The organism is Microbulbifer agarilyticus (assembly GCF_019800665.1).
Classification (GTDB): Bacteria; Pseudomonadota; Gammaproteobacteria; order Pseudomonadales; family Cellvibrionaceae; genus Microbulbifer; species Microbulbifer agarilyticus_C.
The window spans coordinates 728,151-748,868 of record NZ_JAHVKO010000003.1 but is presented as its reverse complement, the minus strand read 5'-3'; the positions used below and the strand labels follow the sequence as shown (position 1 = coordinate 748,868).

Sequence of the window (20,718 nt, the reverse complement as noted above, 5' to 3'; positions counted from 1 at the left end):
TTTTAAGACTTCAATCACAAGCGATTACTTAACTATTTTTGGATTGCTTTTAGATGTAGAGCGGGTAGATTGCGGACGGTATCTGCACAGCGCCGAATACCTTTAATCCATATAGGCTCGATACCAGCCAGAGTAATCCTTACCCAACAGCGCAGACAGCTGGTCGATCTCTTCGCGATAAGTATTTACTGCAAATTCCCTAAGGCTCTCTCTCAACGGGTATTTTTCACCGGCAAACACGCGCTCTGTAAAGAAACCAGAATCCATGTTGTCCCAGAACAGGCTGTCAATGCCAATGTGCCGGCTAACAGATATCAGCGCGTCTCTCGGTTCGCTGACCAGCCGCTCGTAGTCCAGCAGCAAAAACTGTTCCCGCGGGAAAAATTCAAACCATTTCGTCAGGCAAGCAAAGTAGTTGCTCCTTGCCCGATTACCCTCCAGGTTCATCTGCCAACGGAAGAACTCATCCGTTAAATGCTGTGGCTTGAGTGTTTCGCCCTCGAACCGCGTCTCCTGAAGCTGGCGCAGGTTCATTAGTGCCAGAGACCAGGCTCTCTCGATCGGGTTACGCATGATGAAAATTAGCGGCGCGCCCCCAGAGAACTCGCGCACCTGCTGGATCATCCGCCGCGGCAGAACGGCATAGGCCGGGGTGATATCTCCCGCTACATTTCCCGCCAGGTCCCTATAAAGGTTGCTGTACCAACCCTTACCCTTCTCGTGAAATAGATCCCAGAAGTGCACCTCTTTCCTGCCAGGGAAGGCGACCTGCGGGTGTGCATTGAGCTTTTCATAAAGCCACGTTGTGCCCGCCTTCTGGGCACCAATACACAGGAAGTCGGGCCCCGGCGTCGCCTTTACGGTAGGCTGGGGCGTTGCCATACCCTGCAGGCTCAAGTGGACGCATCCTTCAGCTTCGCCGCCCGCCACTCGGCCGGGGTCATCCAGCGATCCAGCTCCGGGAACTGGATCGGGTTAGCGTGCAGTGGCCTCACGTCATCTACAGCACGAACACTGATCACATCGGATGGGATAACATTCAGCGCTCTAAGATCCAACTCAAAACCGCATTCACCTGTTGGATGGATGCCCGGCTTTTTCAAGTACTCGCGATAGATACTAGCCTCAGTCGAAACTAGAACCTCCCCATTTACTTCTACTTCAACCACTACGGGCAGAGCATGATGCACTGCACGCGCCCACCCACGCAGAACACCTTTGCGGAGCACATCGAGGTTCACAGCGCCACGAGCCTTGGTGATGCGAGTCTTGTCCAGATAGTCAGCTGGGTCGGGGGAGATAAATTTTAGGGCCGCCTCGACCTCTTCACCACCTGGCTCGAGGCCGGCAAAGCCAGTCAACTGCTCAATAAATCCCCGCTTATGGCGCACCACCTTGTCAGAAGAAACCAACATAATCGGCGACAGCGAACGCTGAAGAAAACCGACGATCTTGCCATAATCATCCAGCGCCTTCTGCAGGCCAACCTTCACATCCTGCTTCATGGAAATAGCGTTGCGATTAGCAATCGAAAACAGGTCCCGGAATACAAAGATAAAATGCGGATTCCGCAGAGACTGCTCCAACTTGTCTAGTTGGGAAATCGTCGAGGGCCGCTTCCAACCCCAAGCTTCGTATTCGGCATTGTAAGCAGCAACGACATCTTCAAATGCTTCTTCAGACTGACCTTCAAACGCTTGGCTCAGCCGTAGATCCTCAAACACTGGCTCGTGGCAGCGCTCGCCCATGGGCAAGCCCAACTTGGTCAATGCGCCCGCAACAATAGAAGTGCCACCGCGGGCTACGCCCACCACAACGATTGTACGGGGAGCACTTTCGCTAGGGTCAGAAATAACCGCTGCCCCTTTGTTTACCAATACATCACAATTCATTTACTTCTCAAACCGTATCTACTGGCGTATAGCCCCTTAACCTATCCGGAGAACCCTGGTAGGACCCGGTCATGCGATAGCCAGGTGGCCCTGCCCTTGCTCCACTGAACGATACCCATTTGGGTTACGGCTTTGCCAACGCCAAGTATCCGCCATCATTTCTGCCAAGCCCAGCTCAGCTTTCCACCCGAGCATCCGCTCTGCCTTGGATGCATCAGCCCAAAAGGCGGGCAGATCTCCTGCACGTCGCGGTGCAATCCGATAAGGGATAGTTACGCCAGACGCCTCCTCAAAAGCCCGGATAATCTGAAGTACCGACGTGGCATTACCGGTTCCCAGGTTAAAGGCGGCAGCCCCCCTGTTCTGTGCCAGCCACTCGAGTGCGCGGACGTGCCCCTTGGCCAGATCCACCACGTGCAGATAATCCCTCTCGCAGGTGCCATCCGCTGTCGGGTAATCATCGCCGAATACCGAGAGCTCAGCGCGCTTGCCAACAGCAACCTGGGCGATGTAGGGCAATAAGTTATTCGGGATACCATGTGGATCTTCCCCAATTAGCCCAGATGGATGCGCTCCAACAGGGTTGAAATACCGCAACAGCGCTACCGAAAGCTCCGGATCCGCATAGACAGCATCTTTGAGCACCTGTTCCACCACCCACTTGGTGGTGCCGTATGGATTGCTGGTATTACCAGTCTCCAGACTTTCCACATAAGGCACCGGTGAATCGCTACCATAAACTGTGGCCGAAGAACTAAAAACCAGACGCTTGACTCCGGCCTCATGCATGGCATCCAGTAACACGAGACTGCCGGTGACATTATTCTGGTAGTATTCGATCGGCCTCTGCGATGACTCACCCACTGCCTTCAGTCCAGCAAAATGAATCACCGCAGAAACAGAATTCTCCATCAGAGCGCGATTGAGCAACGCTCTATCTTGGACTTCCCCATGATAAAACCTCACTTCTTGACCAGTAATAAGCCGCACTTGATCCAAGGCGACTTTGGAACCATTACACAAGTTGTCAATTACAATAACTTTCAACCCAGCTGAAATAAGCTCGACCAAAGTATGTGAGCCTATATACCCTGCGCCGCCCGCCACTAGCACTGTATCCATAACAACCTAAAAGTAAATTTTTTTCACACTAATATTGAATCCGCAACCGCCCAGCAATAAACCCTTTAAAAAAGATTACGACACTCACTAACAGCCAACATTTCCAGAAAATTTACACCACACACCAAATCCTTAAAGACCAAAAATTTGAACCGTCAACGGTAACGAGGATTAAACAGATCCGATAACTTCAATAATCTCTGTTGTTGAAATTGACGGAGTACGAGCAAGATATACAACTTCACACAATGTCTTAAGGTGATCGAACTTCCCGAGCCAATCGTCGCCCATAACAAGAACGTCAGCGCCATACAACGATATATAATGGGCCTTCTTCTCAAGAGTCTCCTCCTCGAAACAGAAGTTAACGTAACGCAAGCTATTAATTATTTTCATTCTATCTTCTTGCTTATAAATTGGTGCACGCCCTTTCTTTTTAATATTCAAATCGTCGGTTGAGACACCCACAATCAACCGATCCCCTAGGGCTGCAGCTCTCTGGAGCAAATTCGCATGACCAACGTGAAAAACATCAAATGTGCCAAACGTTATTACAGTTTTCATATCTTACCCAAACAATCAATTAAAAGTTACAAGCTCACACACCAGAGACCAGCTCAGAGAAAACACCTGATCGACACTCAGTTGTGGTAACGTACTCTATTCCCACCGCCACCATTTTCTTAAGAGATTCATCATGAATATCGACCCCTCTGGCGGTATTATCTGGGCTTAACCCACAGGAATTAGGATGTGTCCATTTCTGACCATGAATAAAGCACATCGACTTCAGGTTACGGCGCTTAATTTGGTAAAGACTTTCACTAATATCTTCATCGTGATGCGGATACATAAACATAATCCCATCAACACCGTACTGCCTTACCTGATCAAGAGCCAACTCATCGATTTCCCAAGCCTGCGTATAAAACTTCCAAAACCACAAACTCTCCGGGAAGTGCTTCATCAATGCCAACACTTGTTTCTCATTGTAAACACAAAATAAAAGCATCGAGGGATCAAAGCCAACAGAGTCCACGCACTGCTTCAGGTTCGCATAGTCTTCCGGTTTGAAGCGCGCGTCTAATAAGACTTGCTTCCCAATAAGTAGCGACAAAGCATTGGACAATGTCTCAATATGCACATCATTGCCCTCAAAAGAACCTAGCCTGAATTGCTCAGCCTCCGCCAGGGTAGACTCGGACAGGCATATGGCTACACCTTCGTCATTTTTAATAACATCATCGTGAGCTAAAACGATCTCACCATCTTTAGTGACTCTTACATCTAGCTCTATAACGTCATAACCGTAATCTAATGCCTGGGAAACCATAGGGATTGAATTGCTCGGCGGCCTATTATTTTTCAAGACACACTGGGACCACGCCACTAACTGAGTGCGTGAGCTTCCAAACCTCAAGCCTCTACGAGCTTCACGTGCATCGTACAACTCGGAGACCGCCTCATTATTAAAGTATACCCTTCGCTCTATAGGCCAAGACCACTCATGATAAGGGTTACTGCGACGCCATCCTTCGCCATATCTATCGAAAAGAAACTCTTCGACATCGGCCGGACAAGGGTAACTTCTACCATAAAGTGATATTTCTGATGCCGGCAAGAGCACATCAGATCTAATATCTCGGTACTCTAATCGTTCCATTACAACAGCTGCTTTGTCTGAAGTAGCTGACCCCCACGCTAAAAAAATATCGACACCAACGGAATCAGTCGAAGAGTTCACAGTAATATGTGGACACCCTGCCTGGACATTTGCTGAAAACCCTTTATCCCGCAAATACTTTAAAATCGCATTTTGATTAACTTGCCTATCTTCCTCAGACACAACATCCGGGCAATACAGAATAATATCTATATCGTCATCAGCCGGGAGAAAACCACCATCTCTGTATGCACCGAGCAAAGTTCCATATGCTATCAGGGGAGTTGCCGCGACGTCCTCAAGTGAGAGCAATATCTTATCAAGAAAATCTAAGTGCGCAGCTTTCTTTGAAATGAGAGTATCGTAGTGCACTCGATGTTTCGCAATAACAACCTTATTTTCTTCGCCAGCTATATTGCTAATTGCCTTTGATGCATATTTACTCAGACAATCAATTGAAACGTCGTCACAAAGAATTCCGCTATACTTTTTTAGCTCCCGGGTATTGATATGAGACTTGATACTCAAGCGATCATGAATGACTTTAGTCAGATAGTGAGCCGAAAGTTTATCAAGTCTTGGCATAGGACCCGCCACAGGAAGGAGCGCAGCGAGTAGCTTTTCACTAACAAACACTCCTGATTTAATAGCATCATAGATCTTTGACCTTAAGTACTTAGCAGCGTACGTACTATTACGGGGGAGACTCAACTCACCCTCGGACTTTGATAGCAAACACATCAACTCTTCATACAATTCCCGCCTCAAAGACTCGGAGACATTTTCAAATGTGAAAATCACATCATCATCTCTACGACCAACCAGAGCAACAAACCTGGACCTCAAGCCGCAGCTATCAGCTCGATTAAACAACCTTACCGATCTGACGGTTACACACTCTTTAAACTTGATTTTTAGTGTCGGCCGCACTTGAAATTTACTATGTATCAGGCGCCGTTCCATAAGACGCGCCTTCACACAACAGGAGCCATCCGACTTCAGGTAGTAATTAGACGTCAACTCCGCACTTGAAATTAGATCAGAATGGATCAAATCTCGATCATCACTACCAATAACCTCAACAGCTTGCATATTTAAGAACTCATTTGAGCCTGAGTCTATATACAGCTCCAGTTCTGAAAGGTTCTCACCACAAACGACCTCCAAAGGCGTTCCGTCCAACCCCCACACACCCAAATTTTCAAATACTTCGAAAGCAATTTCAGTTTTCATGCCAATTGACACCATTTGCATTATCTAAACTTTGGAAAAACCATACATTTCGGCATTAAACTTCATGTTCAGTAAATTTCTACCACATGCTTACCGGCACAATCCCACATCTTCAGGGGCTCCTTTAAATTTTTCACATATTCATCCCTGAGTGTGATATTGCTTACCAGCTTCTGTATCTTTTTAGACAAATCAAGCGCACTTCTCGCCCGAAAAGTCTCCCCGGTTTCCCCCGCAGTAATTTTCTCACTCATGCCTCCGATATCACTCCCTATCATCGGCACCCCATGGTTGAACGCTTCCTGAATAACCATCGGTGAATTTTCCCACCAAACTGACGGAATAACAGCCCAATCAGTTTGCTCCATCAGCCGCCCCACCTCATGGGACTCATAAGGGCCCTGTAGCGTCACCAGGTCACTCAACTCCTCAAGCAACTTGTGGATTTTCTCCTGGAATTCTTCAGACTGACCTTCAAGATTTGCACCGTGGATATCCAGGTGCACTTTCTCCTTCACCTCTTCCGGGAGAATCTTGAATGCCTCTAGGAGGACATCAACCCCCTTGAAAGGGTTGATCTGACCAAAGAACGCGAACCGCCCGTGTACCTCACTGTCTGCGAGAATGCGCGGAGGTGGAGCTTCCACCTCCGGCTGACCATTCTCGATCATGACCATCTTCTCTTCTGGAATGCCCCAGTTCTTGTAACGGTCGATCAGAAAGTGGCTCGGGGAGACGAATACATCCACCAGATCAAAGACCGATTTGATGTACTTCTCCCGCAGGAAGAAATCCGCCGCCGAACGCTCCGGGAAACAGCGGGCACAATCTATTGGGGATGATTTGTAGCAAAGCTTCATCTGCTTACCGGGCTTGACCATCTGGCCGTTGTTGGCACAGATGGCCAGGTACTCATGCAGCGTCAGCACGATGCGGGCATCCGGCAGGGTATTTTTGACCTCGCGGATTAGTTCCAGACCCATGTGAATATAGTGATGAAAATGCACTACCGTTGGGCGGTACTTTTCCAATAGGCCGCGAAAATCCTGCCAGATGTGCTTCTTATTTCCCGACTGGAACAAGAAAAAATCGGACATATGGGTGTGGAACAGAATCTCACGATCGGTATTGATCGTGGAAAATGCGGAGCCACCATGGGAGGGCTGATCAGTGCGCGCAAGGAATACCGTATCTAGCCCTTGGCGTTCGAACTCTTTAAACAGATTATAGGCAGCCACTTCTGCGCCACCTTTACTATGATCGGGGTGACCGTGTGACACGATCAAAATTCTTTGCTCTGACATTGCTACTGCCTACTGCTTATGCCGACTACATGTTATCAGTTGTTTTAATTAAATTTACGCAACCAGCTCTTCAATCAGGTCACCCCAGCGCTCGGTATGCTGCCAGGCGTTGTAGAGGGTGATCTTGAACTTCCAGTCCCGGTTATCGAACAGGTCCTGCGACTGGCGTTCCAGGTGATAGAGCTTTTCGTCCCCGAGCACATAGTGCCGGTAACCCGCCTTGCGGAGCTTCAGGCACAGGTCAGTGTCCTCGAAGTCGCCCAGCACATAGGTCTCATCCAGCCCGCCAACCAGGTCGTACAGGGCTTTATCGATGAACATACAGGCACCGGTTACTGCTGGCGACTCGGTCACCGCCTCTTGCTTTAGCAACCACTCCGGGTTGCCCTTGCCGGGGTGCTCATTCAACCACAGGTCACCGAAGCGGGGATCTTTGGCAAAGCTGATCCCCACATGCTGGATGGTGCCGTCATCGAATACGAGTTTGGGGGCAACAACACCCACATCATCCAGCCCTTCTACTTTCTCCTCGATACGGGACAGCCAGCCGGGGGCACTGGGTATCACGTCCGAGTTCAGCAGGACCAACTTATTAGCCTGCGCAAATCGTGCGCCGAGGTTATTGGCACCGGCATAGCCCAAGTTACGGCCACCGTAGATCACCCGGAAACTGACAGGGAACAGCTTGCTGGTGTCATGGCAGAAGGGGATAAACTCGTTATACAACCGAGGGTCGTCGAGCACGTAGATCAGCTCGGTCTCGGCAAAATCACTGTCATTGGTGAACTGTGCGACCTGATGCAACAGGAAGTCGTAACGACCATAGAGCGGCACGATAACACTGCGTTTGGGGCTTTCTACCTTTGGGCCAAACTGGAGCTGCTCGACCTCCAGCTCACCCAGGCTGGCATTTCGGTGCTGCCACAGTGCCGCCAGGGCGGGGCCAACATGCTGCTGCATGTTGTTCTCATAATCGCGCCCACCGATCTGGAAGTTCACCAGTACCTGCTGGCTCGCCAGCGTGATGTCATGGCCGACCACTTTCTGCTGGATCGGCAGCTCGCACACCGCGCCTTCTCTAGTCACGAAGACGAGCTCCAGCTGAGCACGCTCCATCAAATGCGGCATGTCCGCCCATACGTATAGCCCGGGCTGGTAGCTGGCATCTACGCTGCCTGAGAAAGCCTCGAGAACGTCCGGCCGAGGATAGCAAACTGAATCTTCCAGCAGGTTGCGACTGTAAGTACCGTCCGCTGTGCGGATAACCAGGGCAGACAACTCCTGCTGGCCATCGAGCAACCAGCCGGCGAGGAACAGACCTTTGCCGGGGACGCTCAGCAGGTTCTCCCAGTGCCAGTTGACCTTCTGCTTCAGCTGCTCTTCCGAAAGCTTTCGCAGCCCCGGGATTTCGAATACCTTGTTACCCATATGGCGGTGTAGAGCGCGCTTCAGCCGGAGCTTCTCTTCACCGCGCCAGGTGGTGCAGTGGCCGAACAGTTCTTCACCGCTCAGGGTGGAGAAGGGCTTCAGCTCCACCACGCAGCGCTCCTGACCGGCGACAACATTAAGGGCGAGCTGCTCGGGGCTGGGTAATTGATCATGTGGCCAGTCTGTGAGCAGGCTAAAACCCCACTGACTCCCCTCACCCTCGAGCTCAAAATGCTTGTTCACATCCAGGCGAGTGGTACGGAGTACTGTGTGTGGCAAGGCCGTGGCTTTAGGCTTGCGAGAGGACTCACTTTCTTCTGCTAGTGTGAGTTCAAAGTCCACCTCTGCATGGCCAGGGTGGAAGGCCCACCCCTGAATCAGCAGATGGCGCTCATTGACGACCCCACAGACATCCACCCACACCCTGACCGGATCCGGCAGTACTACTTCCGCAGTATTCGTAAATGCTTTAGAAAACAGACGCACTTTACCCCCCATGCTTACACCCCAACGTCGGTTTCGGGAATTTGATATTGTTCTTCGACCCAGCTCTGATAGCTGCCATCCATCACAGCCCGCCACCAATCCTGATTATTCAGGTACCAAGCGACAGTCTTTCTCAGCCCGGTAGCAAATGTTTCTTTTGGCGAGTAGCCGAGCTCCGTATTGGATTTGACCGGATCAATGGCATAGCGACGATCATGGCCCGCCCGGTCTTTCACGAAAGTAATCAGGCTATCTGACTGAGCCGCGATTGCGCTTTTCGCTTCTGGGTACGTCTCAGCGAGCTTTTGATCCCGGGAGAATTCTTCATCAACCATTGCGCAGATTTCTTGCACAATATCGATGTTGGCCCACTCATTAATACCACCGATGTTGTAGCACTCGCCCAGCCTGCCCTTTTTGATCACCGACTCGATTCCGCGGGCATGGTCTTCCACATAGAGCCAGTCGCGGATCTGCTGGCCGTCGCCGTAGATGGGTAGCGGCTTGTCATGGAGGATGTTAGTAATTACCAAAGGAATAAGCTTTTCCGGAAAATGATAGGGCCCGTAATTGTTTGAGCAGTTACTGGTGGTTACATTCAGTCCGTAAGTATGGTGATAGGCTCGCACCAGGTGGTCCGAGGCGGCCTTACTCGCGGAGTAAGGGCTGTTTGGTGCGTAAGGTGTCGTTTCGCTAAATGCGGGGTCATTCGGCTCGAGGGTACCGTATACCTCATCTGTTGAAACATGATGGAAGCGGTGATTTTCTTTATGAAGACTCTCATCGAGCCATACTTTTTTCGCAGCTTTAAGTAGGCTATGAGTACCGATGATATTTGTTTCAATAAAAGCATCCGGACCTGTGATGGAACGGTCCACATGACTTTCTGCAGCGAAATGTACTAGGGTATCGACCTGATGCTCTCTAAGCAGAGTTTCTACTAATACGGTATCGCAGATATCACCGTGACAGAACACGAAATTGGGGTTCTCCGCAACCGGATTCAGATTGGCCTTATTGCCGGCATAAGTAAGAGCATCCAGAACGATCACGTTATCTTCTGGGTAAGCCTTCATCCAATAGTGGACAAAATTGGCACCGATAAATCCGGCACCACCAGTGACGAGTAGATTACTCATTTTATTCAGTTCCGTTGGCCTTGATTCCGACGCACGCCGGTATAATCAGGGTTAATTTCTTAATTCTCGTGAACGCCGCTTTAAGTAGCTCGCATCAACCGCAGTTGTTTGCCAGGACGGCTCTTAGCACCTGTCGCCAATGATCCGTCAAAACCCCGACGTCATTAGCCAGCCGCGTTTTATCCAGCACACTGTATGCAGGTCGGGCCGCGGGTGTCGGATAATCGATGGTGGCGATAGGAGATATCTTTACGCACGCCGCCTCCTGTAACAGGCCCGCAGCCTTACCTTCTTCGTAAATAGCTACAGCGAAGTCGTACCAACTGGCGACACCGGCGTCGGTATAGTGATACATACCCTTTGCATCTGATTTTTGAGCCAGCGCATACAACGCACGAGCCAAGCTGCCGGCCCACGTCGGTGTACCGACCTGGTCGGCAACAATGCCGAGCTGATCCCGCTCACGCATCAAACGCAGCATGGTAGTCGCAAAATTGGCGCCCTCGCTGTCATAGACCCAGGCAGTCCGCACAATGACGGCATCGGGCAAAATGGCTTCAATAGCTTTTTCCCCGAGGGCCTTACTCTTACCGTATACACTCACCGGGTTGCGAGTAGCTCTCGGCTGATATGGACGCGACTGTTTGCCATCGAATACAAAATCGGTGGACACATGAATCAACCGTATCCCCAACTCATGGCAAGCCAAGGCCAGGTTTTCAGGCCCCTGTGCATTAACGGCGTGGGCCTGCTCAACCTCGGATTCAGCCTTGTCTACCGCGGTATAAGCGGCAGCGTTGACCACAACCTCCGGCCTCTCATGCTTGAGCACTACGAACACTTGTTCTTTATCAGCAATGTTAAGGGTCTCCCGACCGTGGGCGACTATCTCTATGCCGGAGGGAGCCTGCTTTTGTAACTGCCGGCCTAGCTGACCGTTTTTGCCGGTGATTAAAATTTTCATTTCTACATCCCCTAATCAAAGACGACGGAATTTTTCAACAGCTTCCCGTCCGCGTCTTTAGCGGAAAGTTGAGGTTTCTCACCGTCAATCAGGGGCCATTCGATACCGATTTCGGGGTCGTCCCAACGCACGGAATGTTCGTGCTCCGGCGCATAGTAGTCGGTGCACTTGTAAACGAACTCGGCGGATTCGCTAGTGACGTAGAAGCCATGAGCGAAACCTTCTGGGACCCATAGCTGCCGCTTGTTTTCTTCGTTCAAAAATACACCAACCCATTGACCAAAGGTTGGGGAGCTTCTGCGCAGGTCTACGGCCACATCGAATACCTCACCGGCAGTTACACGCACCAGTTTTCCTTGGGTACTTTGCGTCTGGTAGTGCAAACCGCGGAGGATTCCCTGGCTGGACTTGCTGTGGTTATCTTGCACAAAGGTGCGCTCGGCGCATTCGCGACTAAAGAAATCTTGACGGAAAGTTTCCAGAAAAAAACCGCGCTCATCGCCAAAAACCTTCGGCTCGATGATTTTTACATCAGGAATCTTCGTTTCAATTATTTTCATAAATATCTTTCTGGCGACCAGGTACTTCAAATCAAGTCTTAAAAAATCAACGGGCGAAAACGTGGTCGGTTTTCGATTCTTCGAGAATCTGCATCAAGTATTTGCCGTAGCCACTTTTGATCAGCGGTTGCGCCTGCTTTTCAAGCGTTTCCGCATCAATAAACCCTTTGCGAAACGCGACCTCTTCAGGGCATGCAATCTTCAGACCCTGGCGGCGTTCTATGGTTTGCACAAATTGCGCAGCCTCAAGTAGATTGCTATGGGTACCCGTATCTAGCCAGGCGGCACCGCGCCCCATCAACTCGACATTAAGCTTGCCTTGCTCCAAATACATACTATTGAGATCGGTAATTTCCAGCTCACCACGTGGACTGGGCTTGATTTCCTTCGCCAATTCGCACACCTGGTTGTCATAAAAATACAAACCAGTTACGGCGTAGTTAGACTTTGGGTTTTCCGGTTTCTCTTCGATACTAATGACCTTGCCATTACTATCGAACTCCGCGACCCCATAAGCACGGGCATCCGCGACGTGATATCCAAACACTGTCGCGCCTTCTGTGCGTGCATCAGCATTTTTCAACACTTCGCCAAATCGCTCTGCATAGTAAATGTTGTCACCCAGCACCAATGCACTCGGGTTATTGCCTACATGCTCACGACCAATCAGAAATGCCTGCGCCAAACCGTCTGGAGAAGGCTGCACGGCGTAAGAGATATTGATTCCCCACTGGCTACCATCTTCCAGCAGCTTCTGGAAAAGGCACTGTTCATCCGGTGTGGTGATAATGAGAATATCGCGGATGCCGGCCATCATCAGGGTGGTCAGTGGATAGTAAATCATCGGCTTGTCGTACACCGCCATCAGCTGCTTGCTAACACCTTTTGTTAGCGGATAGAGACGGGTACCTGACCCTCCAGCCAGAATTATTCCCTTTCGTGATGAAGTTCCAGTTTTCATACACCTTCCTCGATAAACTTTATGTAGATTTGGCCGACATCCAACTGCAATTTTGAGGCCAATTATCTCCCCACTTGCAGTGCGCTTCTTCCGTGAAACCTTGGTCTTCGGCGCCCAGAAGTAGCAGGCCGCCAAAACCGTTAACTAATTAAAATGACAAGACTGCAGCAGTACCCACTGCAATACGGTACAAAATCTCGGTTACATCTTTGGTAACCTGCAGCTCACTTGCCCGAATTTCTGGCATGATCATGATTTCATCACCGGGACGTAAAACACCCTTTAAGCGATTATTGAACTTCCGTGATTTAATTCGGCTGATGGTTCCATCCAAATGCAAAACGACCAACTCATCGGTATTTGCATTATTAGAAAAACCACCGGCCAACTCGATGTAATCTTCCAAGGTGTGGCGCTCGTTGAACACAAGCGATGTTGGAAACACAACTTCACCGACCACCGATACTGTGGATGCACGCAAAGGCACGACCAGCGCATCACCGTCTTCCAGTAGCATTTTCCCGGCATCTGCATTGTTGGCCAGCACCACCTGGCCGCGCGGCTGTGCGGAACGTGCCTTTGCAATGAAATTCTGAATCATGGATGCCGTGTCTTTGATGGAAGCCTGATCAGCCGTTGTGGTTGGCTGACGGGTAAGCGCTTCCATTTCCAATGCATCCAGCGAGCGATCTAACGCAACCTTTTGTTTTTTCGCCACACTTTTCCGGTACAACTGGAGGGAAAACGGATCTGCGTTGTCTCTATAGCGCAGCTTATCCAACAGGTCTTGAAGGGTTGCACCGTAGGGCAGTACGTGTGCAGCCGGCCCATCAACCTCTCCAGTAACGCGAACTGAAATACTGGCTACGTCACTCTCACTGACTAGCTCCACATGTGCGCCTGGATGCAATGTCGTGCGCAATGCTTCAGTCAGAGGCAAATAACTCGCCTGCTGCTCGTTATCGATGATTTGTGTGATCCGTGCAAAGTTGGCCTGAGGGTCGGGCTTGGTAACCAGCAACATCTCACCTAGATGTGTGGAGGGGCCAACAAATTCAACCTGACCTGACTCCTGCACCGCGCCATCAATACTGACAAAACCCTGGCGTGGACCAACAACGATGGAATCACCATTGCGCAGCTGAAGTGCCGGCATCTGACCTTCCACTAGGAATTGATACAGATTGATACGCTGCAATTCCTTACCACGGCGCAGGACCTTGATATCGATATAACTGCCACTATGACGACTGATACCGCCAGCGCTATCGAGGTAGTACAAAACGGAGTCCGATGAGAAGCCGGGATACAAGCCCGGCTTTGCCACAAACCCAGTGACGAACACCTTGACTGGCTGACTAGCCTCGAGGTTTGCGTAGGCTTGTACGTTGCTCTTGAATACCCGCTTTACGTGCCGCAGCACAAAGGTGTTCAACTCGCCATTTTCTACACCAGCGACATGTACGGGCCCCACTTCCGGGACAAAAATATTACCTTGTGCATCGACGGTAAGTACGGCGTTGAAGCTGTAGGCACCCCAAAGTTGCAATGCGATCTGATCCCCTACTGCAACTCGATAACCACCGTTGAACCCCCGGAAAGGTTGATCTTTAAAAGCACCTTTGAAAAGTGACTCACCAAAAACCGGAAGATGCTCACCACCGGACATTACCTTTTGCTTTCTATCCAGCTGCTGGGTATCAAGCGCTTGGGCACCACCGCAAATACCCACAGCAGCGAGCAGTGCAATTATCCAATTTGCTATTGGTTTATTGGCCATAACTCTTTTCAAACTCGATTTTATTAAATTCTTCGATTTATACACGGTGGTCACGAATGCTCGCCACCAGCATTTTTCCGATGCCAAATAGCAACAACAGAATGATGGCCAGACTTACCAGGTTGTACAATTTGTGAGGGTATTCCGCGTCTTCAGCAACCGAAGGCTGACTGATCACCATCAGGTGTTTGAGCTTACCAGAGGCCTCCATACGCGCGGTTTCCAACGCAGTGAGAGATGCTTGATAGGCATCCATCGCAAACTGTAGGTCTAATTGCATATTCTGAAAGTGAGCATTTAAACTATTAAGCCGCTCCTCACCGTTTTCGTCCGATACTCCGACCAGACGCACTCTCTCCGCATCAATTTGCTGCTCTAGCGAGTCAATCTCTGCACGCAATGAAATAACCTGTGACGAGCCCGCATGCAAATATGTCTCAGCCGCTGTTAATTTGGCACGCAACTCCGCGAGCTTCGTCTCCAAGCCATGAATAATGGCACTAATACCTTTCGTTAGCTCTTCCGGACTGACCACTTGATTACGGTTTTGAAAATCGAGAATTTCCTGCTTGCTGGCACGCAATTTTCCTTGGGCCAACTCTAGTTCACTGCGCACAAAAGATACTTGCTTATCCGCAAGTTGATTACTGAGCGCATTGACAAAGTCTTCCGATTTACGAATAACCGTTTCCACCAGTTGCTTCGCAAACGCAGGCTCGAACGCTTGCATCTCGATGCTGATGATGCCAGTGACTTCATCAAAACCCACGCCAATATGGGCGCGATAGTATTCAAGGTAATCTTCCTGCGAAGCATCTGCCGGAAGACGCGAGAAAACATCGTAACTGTCGCTTTTGTAATACTCCGATAGCCCGAGCTCATCATCCAAGAACAGAGCCATGTCCAGAGACTGAATGTAATTCACGACGAGAAAGGCGTCTTGGGAGTCACCGCCCATTCCAGGTATCAAAAACCCTAATGAGGATGACATGCCCTGGCTATTACTGTTGTCCTTAACAATCAATTGCGCGGCGCTGACATAGCGGTCGGACACCAACAAGAGGTAATAGCCACTGACAAGCAATATAGGCATCAAGACAAATAAGAGTAAACCACTCCACCGCCACGCGCGCACTGGCGCAGCCGCAACGCTCACCGCAGACAACTTTCGTAGAATTTTGTTCGCGGTGGATCTTGCTCTCATGCCACCCGCTACCGGCATTTTTTCTTCTGCTGTTTCCATAATTCTTGCTATTAACTTTCCCGCCGCAGCCTATTCGGGCTTGGGTACACCTTGCTGATAAAGTGCGATCGCCTGCTGCACGGTATCAAATATTTGCAACCCAGAAGGGCCGAGATAAATACCCACATCACAGTTTTTCTTCAGCGTCGGCATACTGTGCGCCACAATAATGAAATTGGCTGTTTTACGCTTCTCCGCAATTACCTGCTCACACTTGTGCTTAAAGTACGCATCCCCCACGGACATCACTTCATCTACCAGGTAATAGTCGAAGTCCACCGAAATACTGAGGCCAAACGCCAAGCGAGAGCGCATCCCGGACGAATAGCTTTTTACCGGAGCATCAAAGTAGTCACCGATCTCAGCAAAATCCTGCACGCGATCTAGCACTTTGCGCTTCGCGCCCCCCCAGATGCCATGAATGCCACAAATAAACGCCGCGTTTTCACGCCCGGTCATACTCCCCTGGAAGCCACCGGACAACCCCATTGGCCATGAGATCCGCTGATCGGTCACTACACGCCCTGAATCCGGGTAGTCAATCCCGCCCATAATGCGCAGCAATGTCGATTTGCCGACACCATTGCGGCCGAGAATGCCAATGTTCTTACCTTCAGGAAAAACAGCATTCACATTCTGGAATAACACCTTGCGCCCCGCAGGCGTGCGGAATGATTTGGTCAGGTTTCGCAGCTCAATCATTGGCTGCGTACCAAATCACGCCACTGACTGCGATAAACAAGCAAACCAAACGCGAGCATCATCAGGCAACTGGCTGCAAAATATGGCAGGTCGGCAAACATACCCTGATAGCTTGCAAAGAGCCCCTCTCGGGTCAGCTCAATCATATGCAGCAGCGGATTCCAAGAAAGATACCTATGATATTCCTGCGGCACTTGCTCCAAAGAGAAAAACACGCCGGATATAAAGTACAACGGTCGCACAATCATCGGTGCAAACTTCGCAACTTCAGGAAACCGCGTACCAACCACGCACATTACTAAACTGATACCCAGGCAAAACCCAAAGAAGAGCAGGTTTATACCGACAAGCAAAAGGAAGCCCCCGAAGCGTGCAGAGATTCCAAACCAAGCCAAAATAGCGAGCAAAGAAACGAGACTGAAAAGATAAATGGCAAATTCAAGTAACACCCGCGTCAACACTGCATCAAACGGGCGCAGCTGACGGTAGTTGAACAGGCCACGATTGGATTCGACGGCGACAGCACCCTTCCCAAAGCTGTGACTAAAGCAGATGAACGGGGCGATGCCCGCCAACATAAACAGTACGGTCGGGATACCCGGGTAGAATTCGCGCCCGAGAAAACTAAAGATGGTGGCCAGCAACATGATATGCATGGCCGGCTCCAGCAACACCCACGCATAGCCGAGGCGCCACTTGCCAAAGCGGGTCTTCATTTCACGGATCAATAGCGCGTGAATTACGTCCCGCTGAATTTGCCACGGACTGCGCTGAACTGCTGGATGCATTTTTAAGTATTGTTTTACTCGTCCCGGAAACCCGCACAAAAAGCACTACGGAGCTCCACCCCCAAAAGAAAAATGTAAAGACTTGCGACAGTCTTCAAAGTTACATGTCACAAATCAAATAATGTGACGCACGTCTAGTTTTGTGACATAGAACTCTACCTGAAAAAGAAGGTGTAATCACCTGTAATTTAACTACAAGACCTATTGACTACATTCAAGAACCCAAACGAAAAAAGGCCGCATCCTTACGGATGCGGCCTTTTTAATTTGGTGGAGCTAAGCGGGATCGAACCGCTGACCTCAACACTGCCAGTGTTGCGCTCTCCCAGCTGAGCTATAGCCCCAAAGTTGCTCTCTTACTTGGGTTTCCCCTGAAAGCGAGGCGCATTTTAACAGCGCCGCTTCGGGTGTCAACCAGAAAAACAACTTTTCAATCAATTAGTTAGAGCGTAATGAGGAGTACTCTCCTACCACTCTCAATGGATGCTGGGTCAGCCGCTGGCCCAACACCCGCCCGGTCCTAACCGGCTCAGGCCTCGGCCCCTGCCTTTGTTTTCTGCTGCCCCAGAAACTTCTGCAGCCCCACACCAATCTCAGGGTGATGCAAGCCGTATTCAAACTGGGCTTTCATGTAACCGAGCTTATTGCCGCAATCATGGCTGTGACCAACGATACGGTAGGCGTCAACATTTTGTACCTTCAACAACTCATCAATGGCATCGGTTAACTGAATCTCACCGCCAGCGCCCGGCTGGGTTTTTTCCAGCAGAGTCCAGATTTCCGCAGGAAGGACATAACGCCCCACAACAGCCATATTGGAAGGTGCAGCATCAACACTGGGCTTTTCCACCATGCCGTCGATCTTGGCTACGCCACCCACTTTGAGGTCGGCCCCCAGGCAGTCCACGACGCCATATTTACTGACGTCTTCCCACTCCACAGATTCAACCATGATTTGGCTGGCACCCGTTTGCTCAAAATTACGCACCATGGCGGCAAGGTTCGAGGTAGTGAGGTCTGCAGCGTATTCGTCAACAAGAACATCTGGCAGTAAAACCGCAAATGGATTGTCACCCACGACCGGGCGCGCACAGGCAATGGCATGGCCAAGACCTTTTGCCTCGGCCTGTCGTACAGAAATTACCGTGACATCACGCGGAATAATGGCGCGCACCTCGTCCAGAAGTTGTCGCTTCAGGCGATTTTCTAACTGCGCTTCCAGCTCGAATGAAGTATCGAAATGGTTAGTGATGGCGTTTTTACTGGCGTGAGTTACCAGCACAATCTCCTTTACACCAGCCTTTACTGCCTCGTTAACTACATACTGGATAAGTGGCTTATCCACTATCGGCAACATCTCTTTTGGAATTGCCTTAGTTGCAGGCAACATGCGGGTCCCCAAACCCGCAACCGGTATAACGGCCTTTTTTACTGCGGTCATAAGCGTGTCCTTGTGTTTTTAATTTACTTCTCGGCTAGATCCTTAGCCCCTTAAGCGTGCGCGATTCTACACTCAAAATGTGACAGCTGTCACACAATGTTTCATTTTGATATGAACCTTTTACTTCTGGCACCAAGGCCATCCAGTAATTAGTTAGGCAAAAAAAATGCCACTCTGTACATAGAGCGGCACTTTTTATCCACTGCCTTTCAGGAAATACATTTAGGCCAGGCTGTTGTATTCCTTCTCCCAGCGCTTCAGCACCTTTTTACCAGCACCACCAAGCACGTCGATGGCCTGGCGCAGGCGGGCGCGGCTGAGATCGGCGCCCAGTAGGTCCATGGCGTCCATGACAGAGAAGGACGCGGTGGTTCCGCTAATGGCGACAAACAGCGGCGCGTTGAAGTCTTTGAGCTTGATGCCCATCTGGGTAGACAGCTCTTTGACCGCGGCAAAGATGTTTTCCTTGTTCCAGGTGCGCAGGGCTTCCAGGCGCCACAGGGCGAATTGCAGCAGCTTCTTCTGCTCATCGAGTTCCATCTTATTGCCGGCGAAGCTCTCTTCGGTGAGGCCGAGGTTGCCGGCGGCGAGGAAGCTGACCAGCGGCATAAAGTCACCGAAGGTTTCCATACGGCCCTTGGCGTGGGGCAGCACCTTGAGCAGGTTGTCGCGGTTCAGCAGCCACTTCTGCAGGCGGTCTGCCAACTGCTCGTCTTCCAGCTCGCGAATCCACAGGCCATTCAGCCAGCTCAGTTTCTCCACATCGAACACCGGGCCGCCGAGGGAGACGCGCTGGATGTCGAAGTGCTTGAGCATTTCGTCCAGGGTGAACTTCTCGCTCTCGTCCGGCATGGACCAGCCCATGCGGCCGAGGTAGTTGAGCAGCGCTTCTGGCATAAAGCCGGCGCGCTTGTAGTACAGGATGGAGGTGGGGTTTTTGCGCTTGGACAGTTTGGTTTTGTCCGGGTTACGCAGCAGCGGCAGGTGGCATAACACCGGCATGTCCCAACCGAAGTATTCGTACAGCAGCTTGTGCTTGGGTGCGGAGTTGATCCACTCCTCACCGCGCAGAACGTGGGTGATTTCCATCAGGTGGTCGTCCACCACGTTGGCGAGGTGGTAGGTGGGCATGCCGTCGGACTTGAGCAGGATCTGAGCATCTACCTGTGCCCAGTCAATCTCGATGGTGCCGCGCAGCAGGTCTTCGACCACGCAGGTGCCGGTCTCGGGCACATTCATGCGTACCACGTAGGGTTCACCCGCGGCTTTACGCTTTTCCACTTCTTCTGCGGGCAGTGCCAGGTCGCTGGGCTTCAGGGTCGCCTTGCCGGATTCCTGCAGCTGCGCACGCAGCTCGTCCAGCTCTTCCGCGGTGCGGTAGCAATGGAACGCATGGCCCTTGGCTACCAACTCGTCGCAATATTTCTTGTAGATGTCGCCGCGCTCGCTCTGGCGGTAGGGACCGTTGGGGCCGCCGACATCCGGACCTTCCTGCCAGTCCAAACCCAGCCAGCGCAGGCTGTCGAGAATCGCCTGTTCAGATTCCGGGGTACTGCGCGCCTGGTCGGTATCTTCAATGCGCAGTACAAACTGGCCACCGTGGGCGTGGGCAAAGCACTGGTTGAACAGGGCAATGTAGGCCGTACCTACGTGGGGGTCGCCGGTGGGGGAAGGTGCAATTCGGGTTCTTACGGTCATTGGTAACCTGATGTTGGACAAATAACTAATAAAGGAAGAAAGAAAGACATTTGAGGCGCGGCATTATATCGCCGGGCCGGTAACGCGCACAGTGCGATCCCCGCCCGATTTTTTGTCGTATTTATGACCAAAAGAGGACTGACGCGTCACTAAAGGTAAATTCATCTCGAAAATTCCGTGACTGAGATCACAAAAAAGGTATGATTACCTCTAAGTCGACGAAATTGGGGAAAAAACCGCCAATTTGCTGTAGCCGACGCCAGGGCCAGCTCATAAAATGCGCGCCCCACAACGATAACACTTCGGGATTTAGG

Annotated in this window: 17 protein-coding genes and 1 tRNA gene; all 18 read right to left on the bottom strand. The window is 50.8% G+C overall.

Features of this window, described 5'->3' with window-relative positions; translation table 11 throughout:
* Window positions 1-102: 102 nt before the first annotated feature.
* The 18 genes from KUV22_RS08815 to gltX all read right to left on the bottom strand — a co-directional run bounded on the left by KUV22_RS08815 (window position 103) and on the right by gltX (window position 20,404).
* A complete protein-coding gene (locus tag KUV22_RS08815; RefSeq protein ID WP_222230199.1) occupies window positions 103-897 on the bottom strand; it encodes a sulfotransferase domain-containing protein in 795 nt (264 codons plus the stop codon).
* Window positions 894-1,892 (bottom strand): hypothetical protein, encoded by a 999-nt coding sequence (locus KUV22_RS08810; RefSeq protein WP_222230198.1) that lies wholly within the window; start codon window positions 1,890-1,892, stop codon window positions 894-896. The genes KUV22_RS08815 and KUV22_RS08810 overlap by 4 nt, the downstream gene beginning before the upstream one ends.
* A gap of 69 nt (window positions 1,893-1,961) precedes the next feature.
* Window positions 1,962-3,014 (bottom strand): UDP-glucose 4-epimerase GalE, encoded by a 1,053-nt coding sequence (gene galE, locus KUV22_RS08805; RefSeq protein ID WP_222230197.1) that lies wholly within the window; start codon window positions 3,012-3,014, stop codon window positions 1,962-1,964.
* A gap of 171 nt (window positions 3,015-3,185) precedes the next feature.
* Window positions 3,186-3,578 carry an adenylyltransferase/cytidyltransferase family protein gene (locus tag KUV22_RS08800; RefSeq protein WP_222230195.1) on the bottom strand — a complete coding sequence of 131 codons (393 nt, stop codon included), beginning with the start codon at window positions 3,576-3,578 and terminating at the stop codon, window positions 3,186-3,188.
* Between the two features lie 34 nt (window positions 3,579-3,612).
* The gene (locus KUV22_RS08795; protein WP_222230194.1) at window positions 3,613-5,910 is read right to left on the bottom strand and encodes a glycerophosphodiester phosphodiesterase family protein; all 2,298 of its coding nucleotides are present in this window, start codon (window positions 5,908-5,910) and stop codon (window positions 3,613-3,615) included.
* Window positions 5,911-5,978: 68 nt separating this feature from the next.
* Window positions 5,979-7,214 carry a glycosyltransferase family 4 protein gene (locus KUV22_RS08790; protein ID WP_222230192.1) on the bottom strand — a complete coding sequence of 412 codons (1,236 nt, stop codon included), beginning with the start codon at window positions 7,212-7,214 and terminating at the stop codon, window positions 5,979-5,981.
* A gap of 54 nt (window positions 7,215-7,268) precedes the next feature.
* A complete protein-coding gene (locus KUV22_RS08785) occupies window positions 7,269-9,140 on the bottom strand; it encodes a glycosyltransferase (protein ID WP_222230190.1) in 1,872 nt (623 codons plus the stop codon).
* A gap of 2 nt (window positions 9,141-9,142) precedes the next feature.
* A complete protein-coding gene (rfbB, locus tag KUV22_RS08780; RefSeq protein ID WP_222230188.1) occupies window positions 9,143-10,267 on the bottom strand; it encodes a dTDP-glucose 4,6-dehydratase in 1,125 nt (374 codons plus the stop codon).
* Between the two features lie 94 nt (window positions 10,268-10,361).
* Window positions 10,362-11,231, bottom strand: coding sequence for a dTDP-4-dehydrorhamnose reductase (gene rfbD / locus KUV22_RS08775; protein ID WP_222230186.1), 870 nt, complete (start codon window positions 11,229-11,231; stop codon window positions 10,362-10,364).
* An 11-nt stretch (window positions 11,232-11,242) separates the two neighbouring features.
* Window positions 11,243-11,791: a dTDP-4-dehydrorhamnose 3,5-epimerase gene (gene rfbC, locus KUV22_RS08770; protein WP_222230463.1), complete on the bottom strand. Its 549-nt coding sequence runs from the start codon at window positions 11,789-11,791 to the stop codon at window positions 11,243-11,245.
* 46 nt (window positions 11,792-11,837) lie between these two features.
* On the bottom strand, window positions 11,838-12,752 hold the full coding sequence (gene rfbA / locus KUV22_RS08765) for a glucose-1-phosphate thymidylyltransferase RfbA (RefSeq protein WP_222230185.1): 915 nt from the start codon (window positions 12,750-12,752) through the stop codon (window positions 11,838-11,840).
* A 148-nt stretch (window positions 12,753-12,900) separates the two neighbouring features.
* Window positions 12,901-14,586 carry a polysaccharide biosynthesis/export family protein gene (locus KUV22_RS08760; RefSeq protein ID WP_222230183.1) on the bottom strand — a complete coding sequence of 562 codons (1,686 nt, stop codon included), beginning with the start codon at window positions 14,584-14,586 and terminating at the stop codon, window positions 12,901-12,903.
* A complete protein-coding gene (locus KUV22_RS08755) occupies window positions 14,570-15,775 on the bottom strand; it encodes a hypothetical protein (RefSeq protein ID WP_222230181.1) in 1,206 nt (401 codons plus the stop codon). The genes KUV22_RS08760 and KUV22_RS08755 overlap by 17 nt, the downstream gene beginning before the upstream one ends.
* Before the next feature lie 30 nt (window positions 15,776-15,805).
* Complete coding sequence (locus KUV22_RS08750; RefSeq protein ID WP_222230179.1) at window positions 15,806-16,477, bottom strand: ABC transporter ATP-binding protein; 672 nt, start codon at window positions 16,475-16,477, stop codon at window positions 15,806-15,808.
* Window positions 16,474-17,265: an ABC transporter permease gene (locus KUV22_RS08745; protein WP_222230177.1), complete on the bottom strand. Its 792-nt coding sequence runs from the start codon at window positions 17,263-17,265 to the stop codon at window positions 16,474-16,476. The genes KUV22_RS08750 and KUV22_RS08745 overlap by 4 nt, the downstream gene beginning before the upstream one ends.
* A 268-nt stretch (window positions 17,266-17,533) precedes the next feature.
* Window positions 17,534-17,609 (bottom strand) — tRNA-Ala (locus KUV22_RS08740).
* A gap of 185 nt (window positions 17,610-17,794) precedes the next feature.
* On the bottom strand, window positions 17,795-18,706 hold the full coding sequence (galU, locus tag KUV22_RS08735) for a UTP--glucose-1-phosphate uridylyltransferase GalU (RefSeq protein ID WP_222230176.1): 912 nt from the start codon (window positions 18,704-18,706) through the stop codon (window positions 17,795-17,797).
* 222 nt (window positions 18,707-18,928) lie between these two features.
* On the bottom strand, window positions 18,929-20,404 hold the full coding sequence (gene gltX, locus KUV22_RS08730; RefSeq protein ID WP_222230174.1) for a glutamate--tRNA ligase: 1,476 nt from the start codon (window positions 20,402-20,404) through the stop codon (window positions 18,929-18,931).
* Window positions 20,405-20,718: the final 314 nt, after the last annotated feature.